14 protein-coding genes are annotated in these 23,843 nt (G+C 70.3%); 1 reads left to right on the top strand and 13 read right to left on the bottom strand.

Annotation, left to right across the window (positions count from 1 at the left end; genetic code table 11):
* Positions 1-2: 2 nt before the first annotated feature.
* The 10 genes from AC5LXX_RS33215 to AC5LXX_RS33260 form a co-directional block, all read right to left on the bottom strand.
* A complete protein-coding gene (locus AC5LXX_RS33215) occupies positions 3-3,836 on the bottom strand; it encodes an AMP-binding protein (protein ID WP_493413468.1) in 3,834 nt (1,277 codons plus the stop codon).
* Positions 3,837-3,925: 89 nt separating this feature from the next.
* Positions 3,926-4,822 (bottom strand): MBL fold metallo-hydrolase, encoded by an 897-nt coding sequence (locus tag AC5LXX_RS33220; RefSeq protein WP_493413469.1) that lies wholly within the window; start codon positions 4,820-4,822, stop codon positions 3,926-3,928.
* Between the two features lie 5 nt (positions 4,823-4,827).
* Positions 4,828-5,826: a ketoacyl-ACP synthase III gene (locus AC5LXX_RS33225; protein ID WP_493413470.1), complete on the bottom strand. Its 999-nt coding sequence runs from the start codon at positions 5,824-5,826 to the stop codon at positions 4,828-4,830.
* Positions 5,823-6,932 (bottom strand): 3-oxoacyl-ACP synthase III family protein, encoded by a 1,110-nt coding sequence (locus tag AC5LXX_RS33230; RefSeq protein WP_493413471.1) that lies wholly within the window; start codon positions 6,930-6,932, stop codon positions 5,823-5,825. The genes AC5LXX_RS33225 and AC5LXX_RS33230 overlap by 4 nt, the downstream gene beginning before the upstream one ends.
* Positions 6,932-7,837 carry a beta-ketoacyl-[acyl-carrier-protein] synthase family protein gene (locus tag AC5LXX_RS33235; RefSeq protein WP_493413472.1) on the bottom strand — a complete coding sequence of 302 codons (906 nt, stop codon included), beginning with the start codon at positions 7,835-7,837 and terminating at the stop codon, positions 6,932-6,934. Before AC5LXX_RS33235 ends, AC5LXX_RS33230 begins: the two co-directional genes overlap by 1 nt.
* Positions 7,834-9,492 (bottom strand): AMP-binding protein, encoded by a 1,659-nt coding sequence (locus AC5LXX_RS33240; protein WP_493413473.1) that lies wholly within the window; start codon positions 9,490-9,492, stop codon positions 7,834-7,836. Before AC5LXX_RS33240 ends, AC5LXX_RS33235 begins: the two co-directional genes overlap by 4 nt.
* A gap of 508 nt (positions 9,493-10,000) precedes the next feature.
* Positions 10,001-13,126: an efflux RND transporter permease subunit gene (locus AC5LXX_RS33245; RefSeq protein ID WP_493413474.1), complete on the bottom strand. Its 3,126-nt coding sequence runs from the start codon at positions 13,124-13,126 to the stop codon at positions 10,001-10,003.
* Positions 13,123-14,358: an efflux RND transporter periplasmic adaptor subunit gene (locus AC5LXX_RS33250; protein ID WP_493413475.1), complete on the bottom strand. Its 1,236-nt coding sequence runs from the start codon at positions 14,356-14,358 to the stop codon at positions 13,123-13,125. Before AC5LXX_RS33250 ends, AC5LXX_RS33245 begins: the two co-directional genes overlap by 4 nt.
* Positions 14,355-15,923: an efflux transporter outer membrane subunit gene (locus AC5LXX_RS33255; protein ID WP_493413476.1), complete on the bottom strand. Its 1,569-nt coding sequence runs from the start codon at positions 15,921-15,923 to the stop codon at positions 14,355-14,357. The genes AC5LXX_RS33250 and AC5LXX_RS33255 overlap by 4 nt, the downstream gene beginning before the upstream one ends.
* Positions 15,923-17,785, bottom strand: a complete 1,863-nt coding sequence (locus AC5LXX_RS33260) for an amino acid adenylation domain-containing protein (protein WP_493413477.1) — start codon at positions 17,783-17,785, stop codon at positions 15,923-15,925. The genes AC5LXX_RS33255 and AC5LXX_RS33260 overlap by 1 nt, the downstream gene beginning before the upstream one ends.
* A 407-nt stretch (positions 17,786-18,192) precedes the next feature.
* Here AC5LXX_RS33260 and AC5LXX_RS33265 point away from each other — a divergent pair, with 407 nt between their 5' ends.
* Positions 18,193-19,047, top strand: coding sequence for a helix-turn-helix transcriptional regulator (locus AC5LXX_RS33265; protein ID WP_493413478.1), 855 nt, complete (start codon positions 18,193-18,195; stop codon positions 19,045-19,047).
* A 188-nt stretch (positions 19,048-19,235) separates the two neighbouring features.
* Here the strand turns inward: AC5LXX_RS33265 and AC5LXX_RS33270 are convergent, their stop codons facing one another.
* From AC5LXX_RS33270 to AC5LXX_RS33280, 3 genes are all read right to left on the bottom strand, one after another.
* On the bottom strand, positions 19,236-20,441 hold the full coding sequence (locus AC5LXX_RS33270; RefSeq protein ID WP_493413479.1) for an alpha/beta fold hydrolase: 1,206 nt from the start codon (positions 20,439-20,441) through the stop codon (positions 19,236-19,238).
* Positions 20,442-20,616: 175 nt separating this feature from the next.
* Entirely contained in the window at positions 20,617-21,441 is an 825-nt protein-coding gene (locus AC5LXX_RS33275; protein WP_493413480.1) for a helix-turn-helix transcriptional regulator, read from the bottom strand.
* 93 nt (positions 21,442-21,534) lie between these two features.
* Positions 21,535-23,397 (bottom strand): thioesterase domain-containing protein, encoded by a 1,863-nt coding sequence (locus AC5LXX_RS33280; protein ID WP_493413481.1) that lies wholly within the window; start codon positions 23,395-23,397, stop codon positions 21,535-21,537.
* Between the last annotated feature and the right edge of the window lie 446 nt (positions 23,398-23,843).

The following is a 23,843-nucleotide window of genomic DNA, read 5'->3' on the forward strand; positions in this document are numbered from 1 at the left end:
TCTCACAAGGTCACAGGTTGAGCTGCAATGGGCGAAGGGGCATCCGAAGCGGCGTGCGCAACGGCCGCCGCCGGCGCGGCGCCGCGAATCCGGGGCGCGAGATGGGCGGCCAACGTGCGGATGGACGGGTAATCCCAGACCGCCGCCGGATCGACGGTCACGCTGAAGGTTTCACTGACGACCAGCGTCATTTCGACGGCGAGGATCGAGTCGAGGCCGATCTCGGCGAACGTCGTCTCGCGCGTCAACCGCAGCTTGCGCTGCTTGAGGCGCTCGCCCAGCCACGCGATGAGCCATTGTTCGACGGACTCGACCCGCTCGCGATCGGCCCGGCTCGCCGGCTCGGTCACGAGCGGGTCCGCCGCTGAACTGGCGTGCGCGCCGGCGGGCGCGTCAGGCGCGTCGAGGTCCGAAGACGCGCCTTGCTCGGCGCCCAGCAGCGGATCGACGGGTTGGCTGGCGCCCGGGACCGTCTGGTCGATCGAGCCGATCTCGAACCCGTTGCGCTCCGCCCAGTCGTTCAATTCCGCCGACGTGGACAGCGCGGAGCGCAACCCGACCTGCCGCTGGGCCGCCTCGATCGCGCGTTCGTACTGGTTCTGCACCCAGCGCAGCGCCCCGTCGTCGATGCGCTGCTGCGCGGCCGCGCGTTCGATCACCGCCAGCAGCAAGCCCCATTGCGCGACCGAGCCGAGCCAGTAATTGACCCAGACGGCGGCGTGTGCGGCGCCGTCGAGTTTCGCCGCGTTGGCGAGCCCGTCTTGCGACAGCTGCTCGCCCAGCTCGCGCAGCTCCCTGGCCAGCACGCCGGCGCCCAGCGTGCTCTCCAGGTAGCGCAGCAAGTCGTCGCTGCCGTTGAGCAGACGGCTGCCCAGGTGAACCAGCAGCGTTTCGGTCGGCCCCTCGAAGATGCGGGTCAGGCGCGCGTCCCGGAAGATCTGCGGCGCCAGATTGGTTTCGATATAGCCCCGGCCGCCGAGGAACTGCATCATCTCGTCGGCCGATTGCGACAGCAGCTCGGAGCCGAGGATCTTCGAGATCAGCAGGCAGTCCTCGGGCACCGCGACCCCGAGGTCCAGCTCGGCGGCCAGGTGCTCGACCAGCGCATCGAGCCCGTCGATACGGTGCCGCAGCTCGCCCAGGCGCAGGCGGCTCAGCGGATTGTCCAGCAGCAGGCTGGTGCCGATCCGGCGCCGCGCGCCGTAGCGATGCATCAGCTGCGCACAGCGCTTCATGCCACCCAGGCAGACGGCCGCGATGCCCAGGCGCGCAATGTTCATCGCCTGCTGCGCGACGGACATCCCCTGCCCGATACCGCCGAGCCGGCAAGCATCGCTGATCCGCGCCCGGTCCAGGTGCAGCGAATTCTGGATCATGCCGCGCACGCCCATCGTCAGTTCCTCGGCGCCGATCCGCACGCCCGGCGTGCCGGGACGCACCGCCAGGCCGACCATCCCGGTGCCGTCGGCCTGCCTGGCGAACACGTTGACGATCCCCGCCCACGCGGACGAGCCGCTCCAGCGCTTGTTTCCGGAGACCAGCCAGTCGCCGGTGTCGATGCGCCGCGCGCGGGAGGTGATCGCGCGCGGATGGGAGCCCGCGGCCGATTCGCTCATCGCGAACGCGGCGAGCATCCGGCCGCTCGCGAGGCTCGGCAACAATTCGTCGCGCAATGGCGTCTGCGCATGCTGCATGATCGGCAGGATCCCGAGCGTGTTGTTCAGGCCGACGAAGAAAGCCAGGGTCGAATCGATCGCGCCCAGTTGAGCGATCACGCGCAACGTATCGCGATGCGTGAGGCCCAGGCCGCCATACGAGCGGTCGATCGGCATGCCGAGCAGGCCCTGGTTCCCGAAATCGAGTACGACGTGCGGCGGAATGGTGCGACGTTCGTCGATGGTGCGCGAATCGATCCGCGTGCGTGCGTAGTGCCGGAGCCAGTCGTTCAGTGCGTCGACGGTGGCGTCGTCATGCCGCCGGTGAGCGCCGGCCGGCGGCACGTCGGCGGCGGCGGCCGGGCGCGCGGGTGGCGGGCCATCCGGCCGCCCGCGCGCCGGCTCCGGCGTGTGCGCGCCGGCATCGACGTCCCACTGCGCGAGGATCGTCAGCTCGCCGTCGTGCAACTGCGTGCGGCACGTGCTGCGGCGCACCTTGCCGCTCGACGTTTTCGGCACGCTGCCGGGCGACACCAGCACGATCGCGCTCGGGCCGATGTCGAGGCGATTCCAGATCGCCTGGCGAATCGCGTCGATGAAGCCGTCGAGATTGCCCTTGCGCTGCGTGCGCTCGACCTCCGCCACGACGATCAGGCGCTCCGTGTCGACCTGGTCGTCCATGAAGGCCGCGCAGCCGTTCGGCACCAGTTCCGGCACGCCGACGATCAGCGCGTACTCGATGTCTTCCGAGTAGTAGTTGCGGCCGGCGAGGATGACCATGTCCTTGAGCCGGCCGGTGACGTAGAGCTCGCCGCCCAGCATGAAGCCGAGATCACCGGTCCGCATGAACGCCTGATCCGGATTGCCCGCCAGCGTGTGCCGGAAGGTCGATTGCGTCTGCTCGTCCAATTGCCAGTATCCGGCGGCGACGCTCGGCCCGGCCACGCAGATTTCGCCGATGGCCCCGTCGACACAACCCTGGTTCGTCTGCAGGTCGCGCACGATCACGCGCTGGTTGCCGGCAGGACGGCCCACGCCGACCAGCACCCGTTCGCCCGGGCGATCGAGCGAAGCCGGCGAGACACCCGAGAACTCGCCGCGGATCACCACGGATTGCCGCTGGAGCGCGGCCTGGTCGACGCACACCGTCCGGATCGGCTGCTGCGCCGTGCGGCCGGCGACGAACAACGTCCCCTCCGCCAGCCCGTAGCACGGCCGAAAGCTCCCGGCGGCAAAGCCCGCGGTGGCGAAGTGCTTGGCAAAGTCCGACAACGTGCTGGCGCGCACGGATTCGGCGCCGTTATAGGCGGTCCGGAGACACGACAGGTCGAGCGTCGCCAGTTGTTCGTCGGAGACTCGCCGGCAGGCCATCCGGTAGGCAAAGTCCGGCGCCCCCGTCAGATCCGCGCGATATTGGCTGATGGCGCGCAACCACAGGTAGGGATGCTGGATGAAGCGTTCCGGGGCCATCAGGACGCACCGGAAGCCGCCGTAGAGCGACGTCAGGATCACGCCGATCAGGCCCATGTCGTGATACGGCGGCAGCCAGCTGACCATCGTGCTCCGCTCGTCGTAGCCGAACCATTCGCGCAGCATCCCGAGGTTGTGCATCAGGTTGCCGTGCGACACCATCACGCCCTTGGGCGTGCCGGTGGTCCCCGACGTGTATTGCAGAAAGGCGGTGTGCGACGGCGGCACGCTGGCCGGCGCGGGCAGGAACGCGACCGCTTCGGCGGCCCCGACGTCGAGCAGCGTGCTGCCGGATGCTTCGGTATCGGCGATCCAGGTCGTGCAACGCTCGAGGTCGTCGGGCGAGCACAGAATCGTGTTCGCGCCTGCATTCCTGACGATGCCGGCGATCCGCACCATATGCTGCCTGTTGCGCGGCGGGTACGCGGGCACCGCGACGGCGCCCGCGTACAGGCAGCCCATGAAGGCGCTGACATAGTCGAGCCCCGGCCGGCACAGCAGCAGGACCCGGTCGCCGATGTCGACCGCATGCTGTTGCAGCAGCGCGGCGACCCGGCGGGCGCGTTGGTCGAGTTCCGCGAAGGTCATCGACAAGGCCTGTTCCTGTTCGGGCGGGCCGCTCAGGAACACGTAGGCGGTTTGGTCGCCAAGCGTGGCGGCCCGGTTCTGGAGCAATTCACTCAGCGTGGTCGGCAAGGTCGCAGTGGTCATGATGTCGTCGGAAGAAGAATGAAAACAGCGAGCAGCGGCCCGGCGCCGGCCGGCGCCCATGCCTTGCTGCGGCAGGAATCACGATGCGGCTATTCGGCGCGATGGAACAGATCGATCATGCGCACCATGCTTTTGAGATGCAGCGCGCGCGGCACCACTCTTTCGCTCCGTGCCGCGTAACGCGCAGTCCATGCGTGGGCCAGCTCATGCGCGGCGGCGGCATTGCCGCGCACGGCATGCGCATCGCCCTGGCGCGCGTCGAGGCAGGCGCGCGCATGCCGCACGGCCGATCGGGCGAGCTCGCCCGTGAGGATGCCGTGGTGCCCCAGCGCGAGCCGCGGTGCCTCCAGCTGCTCGATGACGTCCAGCGAGTGCCGGTACGCGAACAGGTCCTGAAAGACCAGCGGCAACCAGGTGGTGGCGCCGTGAAACTCGCCGAGGGCATCCGACACGAAACCGATGTCCAGTTGCGGGCAGTAGTAGCCGAACTGGCAGCGGCTGTGGCCCGGGAGCGCGATCGCCCGGATCTCCATGCCGCCGCCGATGTCGAGCCGCGCGCCCGGATTGACGGGATAGAACGGCAGCTCGGGCAACTCGGTGAAATCGCTGTCGTCGGGGGGATCCCAGGACTGCGATGCGTGTGCGTCGAGCTGCCGGATGGTTCGGCAGGCCGACGGACTCTGGAACGCATCGAAGGTGTCGGGCGAACCCGATACGTGGATCCACGGCATCCGCGACTTGAGCGTCGTGAGCAGGCTGCAATGGTCATAGTGCGAGTGGGTGACGAACCAGTAGCGCAGATGCCGGATGCCGCCGAAGTCCCGCAGCAAATCGTGAAGCTGCCGCCACACGAGCGCCGTCATGCCGCTCAGGCCGCCCTCGATCAGCGTCGCGGCCTCGTCGTTGACGATCACGTACAGCGGCACGTCCGCCGTGCCGACGAGCGCCAGCCGCGAATCGATCCACCCCGGGGAATCGTTCAGCATGTCGTTCAGCTCCGATAGAGGGCGCAGGCCCAGGTCGCGCCCGCGCCGTAGGTCACCAGCAGGTTGAGCTGCCCGGCCGGCATGCGGCCTTGCTCGCGCGCGAGCGACAGCGCGACCGGAAACGCCGCGCTCGCCATGTTGCCCAGCTGGTCGACGGAAATCATGCAGCGCTCGCGGGGCAGCCCGAGTTGCCCGATGACCGCGTCGAGGATGCGCAGGTTCGGCTGGTGCGGCACGACCAGGCCGATATCCCCGATCGTCAGCCGGTGCTTGTCGAGCATCTGCCGGCATGCGTCGACGATCCGCCGCGTCGCGTCTTCGAACATCGGCCCGCCCTTCATCCGGAAATGGTGCCGGCCGGCCGCGATGTCGTTGCCGTCGATGAAGCGCGGGCGGCGCGCACCGGGGGCCTCGGTGATCAGCAGGTCGAACTGGGTGCCGTCGGCGCCGAGCGACAGGTCGACCAGCCCGCGCGCCGGGTCGTCCGTCGCCTGCAGCAGCAGCGCGGCGGCGCCGTCGCTCAGCAGGATCGACAGATTGCGGCCGGCGTTGCTGGTGTCGATCCGCCGCGACAGGGCCTCGGCACAAATCAGCAGCACGTTGCGATACAGGCCGCTCGCGAGGAAATGACGCGCGATCTCGATCCCGTAGAGCCCGCCGCTGCATTGTGCGCGGATGTCGAAGCACGGCACCTCCCGCAAGCCGAGCCGGGGCTGGATGTAGCACGCTTGCGACGGATCGTGATGATCCGGCGACAGCGTGTTGACGATCAGCAGGTCGACGTCGTGCGGCGTCACGCCGGCATCGGCCATCGCCCGTTCCGCGGCCGGGCACGCGAGATCCGCCAGGTGCTGACCGGGGGCGAGATAGCGTCGCGCCACGACGCCGGTGCGCTCGCGAATGAACGCGTCGCTGGTGTCGATCATGCCGGCGACTTCGTCGTTGCCGACGATCCGGTCCGGCAGCGCGTGGCCCATGCCGGCGATGACGAGTCGGGTGCTCATGCCCGTACCTCCTGTTCGGTCAGGGCGGCGACGACGTCTTGCGCGTCGGTCACGACGGTTTCGCCCCAGCGCCACAATTGCGCGCCGAAGCCCCAGCCGGCGCCCGCGCCGGCCAGCACCACCATCGATCCCGGCCGAATCACGCCCTGCCGGATCGACTCGTAGAGCGCGAACGGCACGGCGGCCGACACGAGGCACGCGCAATCGGCCACGCGTATCACGTACTGGTCCGGCTTGAGCCCGAGCCGCTGCGCCCATGAGCGCACCAGCAGCGCCGACGGCTGGTGGAACACCATCGCGTCTACGTCGACGACGCCGATCCCGCTCCGGTGCAACAGCCGCTCGACGATATCGGGAATGGCGACGGGCATGAAACGCGAGATCGCCTCCTGCGCCTCGGGCGTGAGCGTGAAATACGCACCGAACGGGTTGTCGGCGTCGCGCGCCGCGTCGTCGTCCGCCGTGGCCCGGGCGTTGCGCCACCGTATCGTCGCGAGGTCGTAGCGCGTTCCATCGCTGTGATACGCGGCATCCAGCCAATCGGCGCCGTCGGGATCGGCCGGCTCGGCGACGAGCACGGCCGCGGCCGCGCCGTCGCCGAAGTTCGTCGACGACTTGGTGGTGTAGTCGACCACCGCCGACATGCGCTCCGACGAGCACACCAGCGCGCGCTTCACCCGCCCCTGCTTGATGAGGTTGGCGGCGAGCTGCAGTTGCAGCACGAAGCTCGCGCATTCCATCTCGACGTCGGCGTCGAGCGCGCGCGTGGCGCCGAGCCGGTCGCGCAGTGCACGCGCCAGCCGTGGCGCGAAACGGCGCCGGCCGTCGGCGTGCGTGACGAACGGCGACGTCATGTTGAACAGCACCAGGTCGAGTTCGGCGGGCGCCACGCCGGCGCGGGCCAGCGCGTCGCGTGCCGTGCGCTCGGCCAGCGCCAGCTCGGATTCGCCGGCATCGGCATCGATCATGTAGCGCGATTCGATGCCCCAGAATTGCCACCATTCCGCCGGAATGGGCTCGACGCCCGCGAACACGGGATCGTCGTTGGGGACCTGGCGTGCCGGCAGGCGGCAGGCGAGACTTGCGATTCGGACGTTGTGTGCCATCAGACCTCCATCGTGCTGCAGGCGATGCGCGGCCTGAACGGATCCAGCGTCAGGGCGACCACCGTCCGTTCATCGTCACGCAAGGACATCGAATCTGCGACGCGCGACGCGAGCCACGCGGGCAGCTGGAACGCGTTCGGGATGTCCGCGGTGTCCGCCTTGTCCGTCGACCCGGCGCCGACCTCGATGCGCAGATCGCCCGCCGCGCCGGCGGCGATCGACGGCCATCCGCTCATCCACGATTCGCAAAACAGCCTGGCGGCGGGCCGGTCGATGCGGCTTTGCACCGCGTCGACCATCGCGCGCACCGCGGCAGCCGCATTGACCGGTTCGACGTCGAATCGACCGGTGGCGGGATCGAACCGGCTCTCGAACCGGGCCAGCGACAGGGCACCGTTCACGCGCCGCGCGGGAAGCGCGTCGAGCGTCGCGAACGGGGGCGAGTCGAGGTCCGCGTAGCGGCTGGAATAGCCGCGGTCGTGGCCGGAAGGCGTCAGGACGATCGCCCCCGCGCCGTCGGCGAAGCCGCTCGCGGCGACTTGCTCGACATCCGCGAGCGCTTCCGCGCGAACGACGAGCGCGCGTCGATAGCCGAGCTGCCGGCAATGGCTCTGCGCAAGATCGAGGGCGAGCGTCCAGTCCGCGTCGAGCAGGTCGAACACGGCCGCATGGCGCGCGCGCAGGTCGCGTTGCACCGGGTGCGCCAGCCGCGGCCCGGCGATCTCCGGCGCGTCCGCCATCCGGCTGGGCGAAATCGACAGGCTGACGATCAGATCCAGCTCCGACGGCAGGCAACCTGCTTGCAGCAGCGCCTGCCGGGCTGCCTTGACGGCGTAATCGTTGGCAAAGGGTTGTGCTGCGGTCGCTGCGCCCGGCAGCGCCACCGCGGCTCCAAGAATTTTCATAGGGTGATGAGCTCGTTTCGGTCGGTGTGATTCGGAGTACGCAGCGCGCCATTGGCCGCCTGCCTGAGTGCGGCGCGCTGCAACTTGCCCGATCCGTTGCGCGGCAGGCCGCCGGTGTGGTACGTGACGCGATGCGGGCATTTGTACGACGCGATCACGCCCTTGACGTGCTGCTGCAACTGCGTCGTCAACGCGTCCGAGCCCTCGATGCCCGGTTGCGGCACGACGTGCGCGCAGATGAGCGTGCCGCCCCATTCGTCGATCTGCCCGACGACCGCGCATTCGGCGACATCGGGATGGCGCAGCAGCGCTTGCTCCACTTCGCCGGGCGACACCGTGTAGCCGGAGGTGATGATCATGTCGTCCGCGCGGGCCTGATAGAACAGATAGCCCTCCTCGTCCAGGTAGGCGGCGTCCCCCGTCAGGTTCCAGCCGTGCTTGACGTAGTCGCGTTGCCGCGCGTCGTTCAGGTAGCGGCACCCGGTCGGCCCCTGCACGGCCAGCAAGCCGATCTGATTGGGCGGCAGGCATCGGCCCTGCTCGTCCAGGATCGCCAGGCGGTAGCCGGGCACGGCCTGGCCGAGCGTGCCGGCCTTCGACGCGGTGTCGCCGGTCGACGCAAAGATATGCAGCATCTCGGTCGCCCCGATCCCGTCGATCAGGTGCATGCCGGTCCGCGCGTGCCATGCGTCGCGCGTCCAGGGCGGCAGCGCTTCACCGGCCGCCACGCATTTGCGCAGCGACGACACGTCGTGATCGTCGAGATGGTCGAGCATGACCCGATAGGCCGCCGGCGCCGTAAACAGGATGCTGACCCGGTGCCGGGCGACGGCCGCCAGCAGGCGTTCCGGGTTCGCCTTCGGCAACAGCACGACGCTCGCGCCGACGCTGACCGGGAACAGCAGCAGCGCGCCGAGGCCGAACGTGAACGCGAGCGGCGGCGACCCGCAGAAGACGTCGTCGGCGGTGGGCTTGAGCACGTGCTGCGGAAAGCAGTGGCAGGCCGCCATCACGTCGCGATGGAAATGGACGGTTGCCTTCGGCTCCCCGGTCGTTCCCGACGTGAACGCGATGAGGCACGGATCGTCCGCACGCGTCTCGGCGGCCGTGAACGCGGCGGGATAGGCGTGGAGCCAGCGGTCACCCGGATAGGCGTCCTGCGTGTCGTAGCGCCGCACATCCCCACGCCATTGCATGCGCGCCATCGCGGCGTCGAGCTCGGCCGCCAGCGCGGCTTCGCAGATCGCGTGCGTGACCTTGGCCCGGTCGATGACGGTCGACAGTTCGCCCGCGCGCAGCTTCGGCATCGTCGTGACGACCACGCCGCCTGCCTTGACCACGCCGAACCACGCCGCGGCGAGGAACGGGTGGTTGGTGCCGTGCAGCAGCACCCGGTTGCCGGCCACCAGGCCGGCATCGTGGACCAGCATGTTGGCGATCCGGTTGCTCGTATCGCGCAATTCGCGATACGACCACGTCAGGCCCGATTCGGTCCTGATCGCGACGCGATCCGCCCAGCCCCGTTCCTCGACTGCGGCATCCAGCAGCGCGGCGGCGCAATTGAGAAATTGCGGAAACTGCAGCCCCGGCAAATCAAGGAGGAATGTCGGCCAATCCTCGATCGGGGGCAAGTTCGCGCGGCAAAAGTCGTCCATTGTCAGCGCTCGCAAAAGTGTGAGTTCAAAGTCCGCGATCACGGCATGGCACCGGCCGGGCACGATGCCCGTACCCGTCCCGTGCAGCCTCAATCGCGATGGCAAAAGGGTGTTGTCGAAGCGGCAGGCGTGTGTCATCGACGCGCGACGCAGCGCACGCCCGGTCGATCACATGACGTCCCGTTGATTCAACTGCAGGTATTCCGGCGCACTTTTCTCGAAAGGCAAACAGGCACGAGGAAAGCCATTCAATCAATTCACCCACGCGCAACAAATTAAGGATTTCGAATTATTTATGAAACAATTTAGAAATCGAAGTAATCGTCTCGAAAGCTTGGCGGCATTCTAAATGCACGCCGCGCGTGAAGCCAGATGGATCGTTAAAATATTTGCGTGAAACCAATACCATTTAAATCAAAGAATTTACGAATCGCACCACTGAATTAAATTATTTACCAAGGCTGGAACAAAGATCGATCGCTCGGCCGTTTCACAAGATTCTTCTCATCTACTGCACATGGTCTCGTGACACGGCAAGGCCGGGCACGCGCTCGCCGTGAGCGTCGCGCTCGTCCGAATGGTCCGCGCCCTCACGCCCCCCTCCATGCGCCGTGCCGCCCGTGCGCGACGCGAGCCGCCGCGCGAGCCGCGCCTGCAGCGCATCGAGCAGCACGAACGCGACGGGCACGAGCAGCAAGCTCAGCGCGGTCGACGTGACGAGGCCGCCGATCACGGTGATCGCCATCGCCGAGCGGAACACGTCGCCCTGTGCGTCGAACGCGAGCGGCAACAGCCCGCCCATCATCGCGAACGTCGTCATCACGATCGGCCGCGCGCGCTTGCGGCAGGCGTCGACGATCGCGTCGGTGCGCGACAGCCGCTGCCGCTCGCGTGCGACGAGCACGTACTGCACGAGCAGGATCGAGTTCTTCGTGCAGAGGCCCATCAGCATCAGCAGGCCGACGAGCGACGCCAGCGACAGGCTGAGCCCGCTCAGCGCGAGCGTCGCGGCCGCGCCGCCGAGCGACAGCGGCAGCGCGACGAGCACCGTCGCCGGCAGCACGAAGCCGCCGAACAGCAGCACGAGGATGCCGTACACGCACGCGAGGCCGAACAGCATCGCGTAATAGAAGCCGCCGAACAGCTCGTCGAGCGATTCCGCGTCGCCGCTCGCGCTGCGGCGCACGCCGACCGGCAGGTCGCGCAGCGCCGGCAGCCGGTCGACCTGCGCGATCACGTCGCCGAGCGGACGGTCGGCGAGCCCGACGTCGAGCGTCACGTAGCGCTCGCCGTCGCGACGGTCGATCTGCGCGGGCTCGCTGTCCTCGACCAGGCGCGCGACGCTCGCCAGCGGCACGCTGCCGTCGCGCGCCGGCACCGGCAGCCGGGACAGCCAGTCGCCCGCGCCGTCCGCCGCATGCACGCGCACCGGCACCTGCCTGCCGCCGACGTCGAGCCGCGGCAGGCGCTCGGGCGTGTCGCCCGCGGTCGCCACCCGCAGTGCGTCGGCCGCCGCGTCGCGCGTGACGCCGAGCGCGGCGGCGCGCGGCCCGTCGAGCACGACGGCGAGCGCCGGCCGGCGCGAAGCCGCCGTCGAGGCAACCGCGCCGAGCCCGGGCGCCGCGCGCAGCGCCCGCTCGACACGGCGCGCGGTGTCGTCGAGCAGGCCGCCGTCGCGGCTCGACAGCACGATCGACACCACCTTGTCCGTCTGCTTGTCGCCAACCGTGAAGCGCACGCCCGGCACCGCGGCGAAGCGGCGCGCCAGCTCGGCCTCGACCTGCGCCTGCGAGCGTGCACGCGACGCGGGCGGCGTCAGCGCGAACGTCAGCACGGCTGCATCGGTTGCGTCGCCCGCCGCGCCGCGCTCGCCGAGCGTCGTGTACACCGATGCGATCTCGGCCACGCCCACGGCTGCGCGCCGCGCGGCCTCGACGGCGGCGCGCGTCGCGTCGAGATCGCTGCCGGGCGGCGCCTGCACGCCAACCACGATCTCCGCGCGATCCTGCGCCGGCAGGAACGCCTTCGGCAGCGCCGCGAGCGCCGCCAACGACGCGCAGACGAACGCCGCGCCGACCAGCAGGCAGCGCCACGGCCGCGCGATGCACCACCGCACGCACGCGAGATAGCCGCGCATCGCGCGGCCGTCGTCGTGCGGCGGAGGCGCGCGGCGCAGCCCGTACGCGGCCATCATCGGCGTGAGCATCCGCGCGACCGCCAGCGACGCGAGCACGGCCGCCGCCGCGGTCCAGCCGAACTGCTTGAAGTAGCGGCCGATCGCGCCGCTCATGAACGCAGTCGGCAGGAACACCGCGACGAGCGTGAGCGACGTCGCGATCACCGCGACGCCGATTTCGCGTGCGCCGTCGAGCGCGGCGACGCGCGGCGGCTTGCCGTCGCCGAGGTGGCGCGCGATGTTCTCGACTTCGACGATCGCGTCGTCGACGAGCACGCCGATCACGAGAATCAGCGCGAGCATCGTGAGCTGGTTGAGCGAGAAACCGAGCCATGCCATCGCGAGAAACGCGGGCAGAATCGACAGCGGCAGCGCCGACGCCGACACGAGCGTCGCGCGCCAGTCGCGCAGGAACAGCCACACGATCACGACGGCCAGCACGCAGCCCTCGTACAGCGCGGACATCGCGCCATCGAACACGCGCTGGATCGGCTCGACGTAGTCCGCCACGGCGCGCACCTCGACGCCCGGGTGCGCGCGCCGCAGCCGCTCGATCGCGTCGCGCACGCCCTGCGCGACGCGCACTTCGTCCGCGCCCGGCGCCTGCATCACCTGCACGCCGACCACCGGACGGCCGTCGAGCAATGCGTCCTGCGTCGGGCTCGCGGTCGCGTCGCGGATCGTCGCGAGATCGGCGAGCGTCGCGCGCCGGCCGTCGCTCAGCGCCAGGTCGAACGCACCGAGCGCCGCGACGCCCGAGGCCGCCTGCGCCATCCGCACCGACTGCGCGCGGCCGTCGATATCGACGCGCGCGGCGGGCGCATCCGCGAGCCGCGCGCGCACCTGCTTCGCGACGTCGCTCGCATCGATGCGCAACCCCTGCAGCGCGACGGGATTCAACGCGACGTCGATCTGCCGGTCCACGCCGCCTTGCCGCACGACCCGCGCGACGCCCGGCACCGCGCGCAGCGCCTTGCCGAGCGTCGAATCGACGAACCACGACAGATCCACCGGATCGAGCCGCGCCGACGACACCGCATAGACGAGCAGCACGCGCTCCATGCGCTCTTGCGCGACGACCGGTTCCGGCAGGTCCGGCGGCAGCTGGCCGCGCACGCGGCCGACGGCGGCGCGCACGCGCTCGAGCGCGTCGCGCGGATCGGCCTCGAGCGCGAACTGGACCGTCGTGTGCGAGCGGCCGTCCGTCACGCGCGACAGCACGCGCTTGACCGCGCCGAGCCCGGCCACGCCCTGCTCGATCGGCCGCGTCACGTCGCGCTCGAGCTGCGACGGCGTCGCGCCGGGCAGGCTCGCGTCGATCGTGATGACGGGCGCATCGACGCTCGGCAACTCGGCGACCGGCAACGCGCGAAAGCCCAGCGCGCCGCCGACGCACAGCAGCGCGAACAGCAGGATCGTCGGCAGCGGCCGGCGCACCGACCATTCGAGAAAGTTCATCGCGCGCCCTCGTTTCCTGCCACGCGCACGGGGGTGGGTGTGGGTGCGAGCCGCTTTGCCGCTGCGGGCTGGCCGGCGTCGCCGCCCGCGACGATCGTCACCGCATCGCCTTCGTCGAGCAATCCCGCGCCCGACGCGACGACGCGCGTGTCCGGCCGCAAGCCCGCGAGCACCTCGACGCGGCCATCCAGCGCGCGGCCGCGCACGAGCTTGACCGGATGGACACGCTGGCGCGCGTCGACCGTCCACGCGTAATGAAAGCCGTCGCGCGCGACCACCGCCGCGTCGGGCAGCGTGAGCGCGCGCGTGCGCCCCGTCACGATCGCGCCGGACGCGAAGCCGCCCGCCTGCAAGCCGGCGTCCGCCGGCAGGTCGACGTAGACGATGCCCGCGAGCGTCGCCTTGTCGAGCACGGGCGCCACCTGGCGCACGACGCCGCGCGCGGTGCCGCCGTCCGCGCGCGCGAGTTCGACGGGCTGCCCCGTGCGAACCGCGGCGAGCGCGCTCGCGCCCAGTTGCGCACGCCACTCGAGCCGGCCGCCGCGGATCAGCGTAAACAGCGTCGCGCCGGCGGCGGGCACCGCGCCCTCGATCGCCTTGCTGGCCGCGATCACGCCGTCGTCGGGCGCGCGCACGATCGCGCGGCGCAGCTGCAACTCGACGCCCGCGAGACGCGCACGCGCGCCGGCCAGCTGGGCGACGCTCACCTTCTGCTGCGTTTGGGCCTTGATCAGCTCCTGCCGGCTGATCGAGCCGGTTTCGTCGAGCGTCCTCGCGCCGTCGAGCTGCGCGCTCGCCTGCGCGAGCCGCGCATTCGCCTCGGCGACGGCCGCATTGGCGTCGGCACGCTTCACCGCGAGGCCGGCCGTATCGAACCGCGCCAGCACCTGCCCCTTGCGGACCCGGTCGCCGACGCGCGCGTCGACGGCCGCGAGCGGCAGCTCGCCGGGCGCCGTCAGCTCGATCTCGTCATAGGCGGCAATGGCGCCGCTCGCCTCTTCGCGCGTCTCCCAGTCCCGCACGTCGGGCGCGACGAGGCGCACGCCGAGCGCGGCGTGACCGGCGGTGGCGGCATCGGACGAATCGCCGGTTCGAGGCGCGGCCGCGTTCGTGCCCGGGTTAGCGGCCGAATCGGCCGACGGCGCGCTCGGCTGCGACGGTCCGCACCCGCCCGCGAGCATCGCGGCAACGATCGCCAGCGCCGCCGCGCGCGTGGTGTGCCGGCCGTTCATCGCGCCGCCTCGCTCACGATCGGCGTGCGCGCGTCGCTCGCAGCGGGCGCCTTGCCCGTCGCCTGCCCCTCCGTCGCCGCCGGCGCACCGTGCGCCGCATCCGTCCTGGCCTGCCCGTCGTCCGCTGCGCCACTCGCCTGCCAACCGCCGCCGACCGCGCGGTACAGCGCCACCCACGCCTGCGCGCGCTCGAGCCGCGCGGACGCGACCGACTGCCGGCTCGTCACGTACTGCCGGCGCGCGGTCTCGACTTCGAGCACGTCGCTCGAGCCCACGCGAAACCGCCGCTCGACGGTCTGCGCGTAGCGCTTGTAGTTCTCCTGCGCGACGAGCGCGGCCCGTTCACGCCCGACCGAGGCCTCGACCCGCACCAACGCGTTTTCGACTTCCATCACCGCCTGCCTGACTTTTCGTTTGTAGTTTGCGAGCGCCTCGTCGTAGCGCCCGCGCGCACCTTCGACGCGCGCCGCGCCGGTGCCGCCGTCGAACAGCGGCAGCGTGAGCGTCGGGCCGAACATCCACGGCCGCAGCGTCAACGACTGGCCGCCGCCCGCCTGATAGCGGTCGATCTCGATCGAGCCGGACAGCGACACCGACGGCAGACGCGCCGCGATCGCCGCGCCGATCTCCGCATTGGCCGCCGCCAGCGTGCGCTCCGACGCACGCACGTCGGGCCGCTGCTCGATCGTGCGCGCCGGCAGCGCGTCGAGCGCACCGCCGCGCGGCTCGGGCACCTTCGCGTAGCCCGCCGCGAGCCGCGTGTCGAGCGCATCGCGCGACAGGCCGGTCAACGCGACGAGCTCGTTGCGGTCCGCCTCGCACTCGGCGCGCTGGCGCGCCAGTACGTCTTCGCCCTCCGCGAGCGACGCCTGCGGCAGCGTCGCATCCGACGGCGACAGGAAGCCGGCCGTGACGCGCTGCCGCGTCACCGAGTCCGTCGCGGTCCGCGAGCGCTGCTCGTCCTCCTGCGCGGTGACGAGCGATTCGCACGCGCGCGTGCGGAAATACGCGTCGGCCACGTCGGCCGCGACGCTCACGCGCGCGTCATGCCATTCGCCGACGCGCGATGCGACGCGCGCATCGTCGGCCTGCAGCGCGCGCCGCGCCTTGCCGAACAGATCGAGTTCCCACGACGCCTGCAGGCCCGCGCGCGACGTGTCGAGCTCGCCGCTCTGAACCGACGTCGACTGGCTGACATCGTTCGACGTCACCGCCTGCGTGTTCGCGTTCGACCGGTTGAACGACGCGATGCCGTCGAGTTTCGGCAGCAGGCCCGCCACGCTGGTCGCGCGGCTCGCCCGCGCCTGCCGCATCCGCGCGAGCGCCGCGTCGATCGTCGGGCTGTCCGCCTGCGCCGCGTCGATCAACCCCGTCAGCGCCGGATCGTCGAACTGCCGCCACCAGCGCGCGAGCGCGACGACGCTGCCGTCGTGCGGCAGCGTCGCGTGCCACGCGGCAGGGATCTTCAGCGACGCCGCGTCGGGCGGCCGGTACGCCGGCCCGAGCATGCAGCCGGGCAGTACGACGAGCAGCGCAACGAGTGACGCACACGACGTTACGCGCATCAGGAAGCCTGAACCGGCGCATCGGCGCGACGCGACCGGATGAAGCCCGCGAGCGCCGCCGCCGTCGCGCCGCGCCTGAGCGCGCCGAGCTCGAACTCGACGCCATAACGCGATTTCAGTTCGACGAACGAGCGAATCAGCGCGAGCGACGTACCGCCGAACCCGAAGAAATCGTCGTCCGGCCCGATGCCCTTGAGCCCGATCCGCTCGCGCCACACCTGCAGCACGGCGGCCAGCTCGTCGGTGCGCGGCGCATCTGCGTCCGGTTCCGCGGCCGGCGCCCAAGCCGCCGTTTCGGGGGCGGGCAGCGCGCGCTTGTCGATCTTGCCGTGCGCGGTCAGCGGCAGCGCGGCCAGCACGACGTAGGCCGATGGCCGCATGTGATCCGGCAGATGCGCGGCCGCGCGCGCCTTCAGGCCGGCTATCGTCGCGTCGGTCGTGCGCTGCGCATCGTGCGCCGGCACGACGTACGCGACGAGTCGACAATCGCCTTCGCCGTAGTCGTGGCCGCACACGTGGCACGCGTCCAGCCACCCGCCCTGCATCAGCGTCGCCTCGATCTCGCCGGGCTCGATCCGGAAGCCGCGAATCTTCAGTTGCTCGTCGGCGCGGCCGACGTACACGTATTCGCCGTCCTCGCCGCGCCGTGCGAGGTCGCCCGTCCGGTACGCACGCACCGGCTCGCCCGTCTGCGGGCAGCGCAGTTGCACGAAGCGCGCCGCGGTCAGTTCGGGCCGGTTCAGGTAGCCGCGCGCGACGCCCTCGCCCTCGACGTAGATCTCGCCCGTCGCGCCGCCGGCGACGGGCCGCCCGTGCGCGTCGAGCAGGTGCAGCCGCAGGTGCGGCAGCGGCAGGCCGATCGGGCTCGCGGCCGCCTGCGTGTCGCGTGGCGTGATCCGCTTGAACGACACGTGCACGGTCGTCTCGGTGATGCCGTACATGTTGATGAGCTGCGCACGCGCGTCGCCGTGGCGCGCGAGCCACGGCGCGACCAGCGACGGCGGCAGCACTTCGCCGCCGAAGATCACGTAGCGCAGCGCGAGCGGGACGGACGCGCCGCGATCGACCGCATCGAGTTGCCGGAACGCCGACGGGGTCTGGTTGAGGATCGTCACGCGGTGCTGCGCGAGCCAGCGGTGGAATGCGGCCGGCTCCCGCGACACCGCGTACGGCACGACGGCGACCTGCGCGCTGGTCAGCCACGCGCCCCACACTTCCCACACCGAGAAGTCGAAGCCGATCGAGTGGAACAGCGACCACACGTCGGACGCGTCGAACTCGAACCACGCGCGGGCCTGCTCGATCAGGTGCAGCACGTTGCGATGCTCGACCATCACGCCCTTCGGCTTGCCGGTCGAGCCCGACGTGTAGATCACGTAGGCGAGATCGTCCGGGCTCGACTCCGGATCGACGTAGCCGTCCTCGGGCGCGCTCGCCGCGAGCGCGGGCAGCATCGCGTCGAGCGCGAGCGCGCGCACGTTCGCCAGGTTGTCGCCGGGCAGCCGCTCGAGCGTATCGGACGTGCAGACGACGACTTCGACGCCGCTGTCCGCGACGACATGCGCAATGCGTTCGCGCGGATAGGCCGGATCGATCGGCAGATAGGCGCCGCCCGCCTTCAGGATGCCGAGCAGCGCGACGAGCATGTCGACGCCGCGCGTCATGCAGAGGCCGACGAGCGCGCCGCGCGCGACGCCCCGTTCGCGCAGCTCGCGCGCGAGCGCCGACGCCAGGTGATCGAGCTCCGCATAGGTCAGCCGCCGCGTCTCGTCGGACGCCGCGATGCGCGCCGGGAATTCGCGCGCACGCTGGCCGAATGCGTGATGCAGCGAGCGGCCGTCCGGACGACGGCGCTCCGTCACGCGAGGGTCGCCTCGGGTCGATTCGGAAACGTGCACTGCAATCCCCCTTTTCAACGAACGGCGGATCGCCCGGACGGGCGACCGCATCAGGCACCGGATACACCGATTGAAACATCGGCGCATCGCGCTGTCTGTCGCAGAAAAGTGGGACAGTCGCCCGCGCGACGGAGCCGTCGTCGCAGCGCCGGCGGTACGGCGGCCATGCGCTTGTCCCGGCTATCCGTTACAGACGCCGCTGCGGCCGGGTGTTTAAATCACGTCGGCATCCGAGGGCCCGTTCACGCTTGTCACGCACGTTCACCCATCCATCGCGGGGCAAGCCGCCGCCAGGGCCGCGTGCCGTGCGATGCTCGTTGCGAACAGGCCTCGGCGTGCAAGCGCCGGTTCAACGTCACCAGGAATTTTTCATGGAGTTCAGCAGACTGTTCACCCACATCGGCGAAGCGATCTCGAGCAGCGGCAGCCGACGCTTTCCCCGGATGATGTACAGCCTGATCTTCGCGGCGGTCCCCGTCGACGGGATCCGCCTGTCGGCGCTCGCGGTCGACGGCGATCTCAAGGTGCGCAGCATCGGCGCCGTCGGCGAGACGCGCGCGCAAACCGGTCCGTCGAGCACCGGCGCAGGCAGGCCGGCGACGGCGCGGACGGCTTCGGGCGGCAGCCATCTGCATGTCGACGACACGCTCGCCTGCCCCGTCCAGACCCAGGCGCTGCTCGAGCGCTTCTTCGATGCGCACGACGCGATCGCGCCGACGCCCGGACCGCAATTCCATCTCGCAACCGGCCAGCAGGGCCACTGCTACCTGATCTCGTTGTATCGCGCGAATGCGTTCGACGATTTCTCGCCGCAGGAGCGGACCTTCCTCAAGGACTTCTCGCACGTGCTGTTCCCGATCGTCACGAGCCACGTCGCGGCGCTGGATTCCGACTTACCGGCCGCCCGTTCCACCGTCGACGCGCCCGCGGCGACGCAAACCGGCCGGGAGCGCCTCGCGCGACGATTCGCCGAGCGCCTGCGGCAAGCCGGCGTCAAGTTGTCGACGCGGGAGATCGAGGCATGCACCGCGCTGCTCTCCGGCGACACGGTGTCCGCCATCGCCAGGCGCTTCGCACTGCGCGAAAGCACCGTCGAGACCTACCTGAAGCGCGCGGCGGTCAAGCTCGGCTTCGGCGGGCGTCACGGGCTCACCCGCTGGATGCTCGACGAGGCTGGCGACGGGCCGCCCCGGCTCGAACGCACGTCGCCGTTGATCGGCGCCTGAAGGGCCGCTTCAACAGGCGCCATGGTGCTGTTGGCCCGGCGTCGCGCCTGTCGACGTCGACCGGTTTCACTTGCGCGACGGGTTCGTCAAGCTCGCCGGCGGTCAGATGTGCCGGCTGACCCTTCCACGTTCGGATTTCGACGTTCGCGCCGAACCACCGGAACGCGCGCGCCGCGGCGCTTCGCGCATCACGCGTGGCCCGCAAGAAACTGCAGCGCGCGCGACGCCGACGGCGCCGCCGCGCGGAACAGCTTCGGATGGCTGCCGCCGACCTCGACCTCGAGTCGCGCGCCCGGAATCCTGCCGGCGACGAACACCGATCCGCCGCAATGCGCGACCTCGTCGTCGTCGCCCGCGACGACGAAGGTCGGCACGCCGACGCACGGCAGCAGCGCAAGCGTGTCGACCTTGTTGAGCGCATCGCTCAGCTTCGCATACCGGTACATCAGTTCCGCATTCGCATACGGATAGAGCGCCGCGTGCGCGATCTCGGCCGGCACGGTCACGAGCGTCGACGGATCGGCGAACATGCGCTGCAGATCCTGTGCGACGTCGCGCCCTTGCGCGGCGGCTTCCATCAGCCACGCGTAGTTGCGCTGATGTTTCGTGCGCAGCGCGTCGTCCGACAGGTTGTAGTCGCCGTACCACAGGCTCAGCGACGCCGTCCGCGCCGGCTGCGCGAGCGCCGCCTGCAACGCGACGACGGCGCCGCCGCAGATGCCCATCAGGTGCGCCCGCCCGACGCCGAAACGATCCATCACCGCGAACAGGTCGTCGACCTGCGCATCGACGTCGGTGCGCGCCGCGTCGAACGCGTCGCATGCGCCGAACAGCGTGCGCGTCTCCCAGGTCAGCACGAAGTGGTGCTCGGCGAGCGCATCGAACCAGCGCTGGCACAGGTCGAGCGGCATCCCGCACGGCAACGCGAGCACGACCGCGGACCGGTCGCGCCGTGCGCCCGCATACGCGGACAGCGCGACGCCCGGTTCGCGTGCGATCCGCACGCGCTCGACACCGGCGCCCAGCGCATCGAAATCGAAGTCGTCCACGGCGCGCAGCGCGCCGGCCAGCCGTTCCGGCGTGTCGAAGTGGTCGTACCGGTAGTCGAACGCCGCGCTGATGCGCCGGCTCATCAGCAGTTCGAACGACGAAAGACGCGTGGCGCCGTCGGGATCGAACCGTACGTCGCGCGCGCCGATGCGCGCGAACGCGTGCGCGACGATACGCTGCGCGTCGTGTGCGCCCGACGCCGGGCGATCCGACGGATCGTCGAACAGACACAGGCGAACGGGCCCCGGCAGGCTCGCGGCGAGATGCCGGAACGCGTGGATCGTGCCGGGCACGCGCACGTCGAGAGTCGAGTCGTCCAGTACGGCGGCGGTCGATTGTTGCATGAAGGAATTCCAGGCGATCGATGACGGAAGAGACGTGCCGGCGCTCAGCCCGGCACGTCGATTGAAGCACCGCTGCGCCGCGATGTCTGCAACGGAAAGCCGGGACAACCGCGCGCGTCCCGAGCGGCGGCTGCCGCGTCGGCGCTCCCGGCCGGCGCGCGTGCGCCGCCGTCGGTCAGGCGGCCGACGCGTACGGCGCCCAATCGTCGATCATCCATTTCGTGAGCCCATGCCGTCCGCTGATGCCGAGCTTGACCGCCGCGCGCTTGATGTAGGTTTCAATCGTGCTTTCCTTCACGCCGAGCGCGTCCGCCATCTCGCGCAGCATCTTGCCTGCCAGCAGCCCGAGGCACACTTCGCTTTCACGCGCCGACAGCACGACCGACGCGCGCGCGAGCCGCGCTTCGAACTCGCGGCGCAGCGTCTCGCCCCCCCGTGCACCGGTCGCCGGATCACACGGCGCCCCGCACGCCGGCGCGCCATGCCGCCGCGTCGACGCATGCCACTCGACGAGCGGCAGCAGCGTATCGGCGAAGTTTTTCAGGAACGACATCTCCTGCAGCGAAAAGTCGCGATGCGACAACGTGCGATGCAGCGAGATCACGTAGCGACGATTGTCCTTGCGCGACACGAGATGGCACTGGAATCCCGCGCCCGTCCCGCGCGGCGGCATCGCGTCGCCGCGCCGCGCGAGCGGGTCGATGTGAATCAACTGCCGATCGCTGGCGGACACGATCCAGCTCACGAGCGGATGCCCGGCCGGGTCCCGCTCGACCTGCTCCGCGGGCGGCACCATCCGCAGGTCGTCGCGGGGCGCGCCGGACGCGCCGAGCGATTGCACGTCGACGACCTTGCCCGCCGGCTCGTTGAGCGTCCATTCGGTGATCCCGGTGATCGCGAGCGGAACCGACTCGGCCAGCAGCGCGTGCATGTCGGATGCGAACCGCTCACTGCCCGCGCTCGAAATCACCTTGCCGAGCTTCGCGAAGACTTCGACCATCTGACTCTCCTTGTAATGCGTGCTTGAAGGCGGCGACGCGACGCCGGCGCGGCTCACGCCGCGCCCGTTGCATCGCCACGCCTGGGGTTCCCGTCAGTTCGACGCCAGGTCGTGCGCGGGCCCGGCGGCGGCCTCGGCCACTTGGCCGCGCACCGCCTGTTGCCACCACTGCGCGAAGCGCTCGACATACGGCGGCCGGATCATCGTGTAGTGATTGCCGGGACAGCGCCACAGGGCCATCCGCGGCGCGAAGCGCCGCCAGCCGGACAGCACGTCGTCGGGCGCGAGACTGCGCGCCGGTTCATCGCAGTCGGCGGCGAGCACCAGCGTCGCGTGCCCGGCATAGACGTCGGCCGGACGGTACGCGGTGCGCAGCGCCGTCCCGTAGGTGCGCACGATGCCTTGCACGTCGCGCGGCCCGGAGCCGCCGCGGATGATGCGAGCGTCGACCATTCCGCGATGGAGCATCGCCCACTGCCCGCGCCGGTCCGCGCGAAACAACGCGTCGCGCTCGATGCCGAGCGGGCGGCCGGTGGCCTGTTGGAGCGCATGCACGAGATTCCACACGACGCTCGCGAACGTGTACTGGCGACCCAGCCGGCCGGCCGACGCCGGCGCCTCGGTGTCGACGATCGTCAGCGACGCGGGCGGGCGGCCGACCGCCTGCAGCCGGCACGCGATTTCCAGCGCGACCCAGCCGCCGAACGAGTGGCCGATCAGGTGCAGCGGCTCGCGCGCGTCGGCCGCCAGTCGTTCGACGACCGGAAGGTAAGCCGCCGCCGCCGCGGCGACGCTCACGTGCGGCGCAAGCACGCCGTCGAGGCCGCGCGGCTGAAGGCCGTGCATCGGCCAGCCCCGCTCCACCGCGATCGTGAATGGCAGGAACGTCGCGACGTTGTCGCCCGCACCCGGAATCAGCACGACGGGCGCGTAACCGGGTGTCCCGCGCTGGATCGGCAGGTGCGGAAGATAGCTCGTCTGCGGCGGGTGTGCGGTGCGCTCGCCTTCGCCGTCGGCTGCCGCGGCACGCGCGTCCTTCAACGCATGCGCGATCGCACGGCCGAGCGCCGGCGCGACGCCGCCAGCCGCCGGGACCCGCGCCGGCACGTCGACGACGCGGCACACGCCGGGATCGAGCCGTGCCGCCCAGCCGTCCGCGCGATCCGGCAACGTCGCGGCGTCCGCGCCGGCGCCGCGCAGCTCGAACCAGTGAACGGGCAGCGGCAGCGAAAACGGCTCGTAATGCGCGAATGCGTGATCGAGCGCTGCCCAGCGGTCGAGCCAGCGCTGCAACTGCACGTCGTTCAGGCCACGCAACCCGGACGGCAGCAGCCCCGCGTCGCGGCACCGGGACGCGATCCCGGCGAAATCCGGCGCCGCCGCGCCGTCGAACAGATCGCGCGGATCGATCGCGCGCGCGCCGCCGCCCGCCTCACCGTCGAACAGCCGCAGCCATTCGGCCCGGCGCAAGTCGCGCGCCTCCGTGACCGCCCCGACGCTTGCGACCAGTTCGACGAGACGCATGCCAGGCGGCGCATCGGCGGCCTGCCCGGGCCGGGCTGCGTGCGCCGCCAGCGACGCATCGGCGATGCCGAGAAACTCGACGGTCTCGTCCCGCCCGGCCAGCTGGGTCGCCACTTCGTAGGCGAGCAGGCCGCCCGACGCCCATCCCGCGAGCCGGTACGGCCCGCGCGGCTGCAGCGCGACGATGCGTTCGAGCAGGCGCGTGGCGAGCCATTCGACCGTCGGCGCCGTCTCGTCCGCAGGATCGGCATCGAGCTCGCATACGCGCCAGCCCGCGCCGAGATGCTCGGAGACGTGCCGCGCGCCATCGCTCGAGCGTGCATATCCGGCGATCCAGAAGACGCCGTGCGCGGACGTTCTATCCTCGGGCGCGGCGGCCGCGGCCCCGTCATCTGTGATCGAAGCGCCCGATGACAAGCATGAAGCAGACACGATGTTTTCTCCGTGTTCGGCGACGCCATGGAGATGGCGTCGCATTGATCGACGATCGTTATTGGCAAATGCCGCGAAAACCCAGCGAGATGGCTTCCGTCACGGGGTCTTGCAAATCGGCCGCCTGCCTGGAAAGCCAGGGAAAATCGTCCCCGTAAAATGAAACAATTCTCATTGAGTTTTTATTAAACACACTTCAGTTGATCACGGTAACAAAAATTTTGATTTTTGTATTTGACGAAACGTCCTACTTATATAACCAAACTACCAGGCAGGCGAATCCCCGGAATTTCGAACCCGTGTGCGCACCCTGACCTCAGCCGAGTCAGAGAATTTTCAGTTTTTTTCAGCTTAATTAAGCAAAAACCGTCAGTGCAGATGAGCGATCGCCTGTGCGGCAATGAATGGTCAGACGAGGCAATCACCGACCGCCGTCATTACCGGAT

Source organism: Burkholderia torrens, from assembly GCF_984668525.1.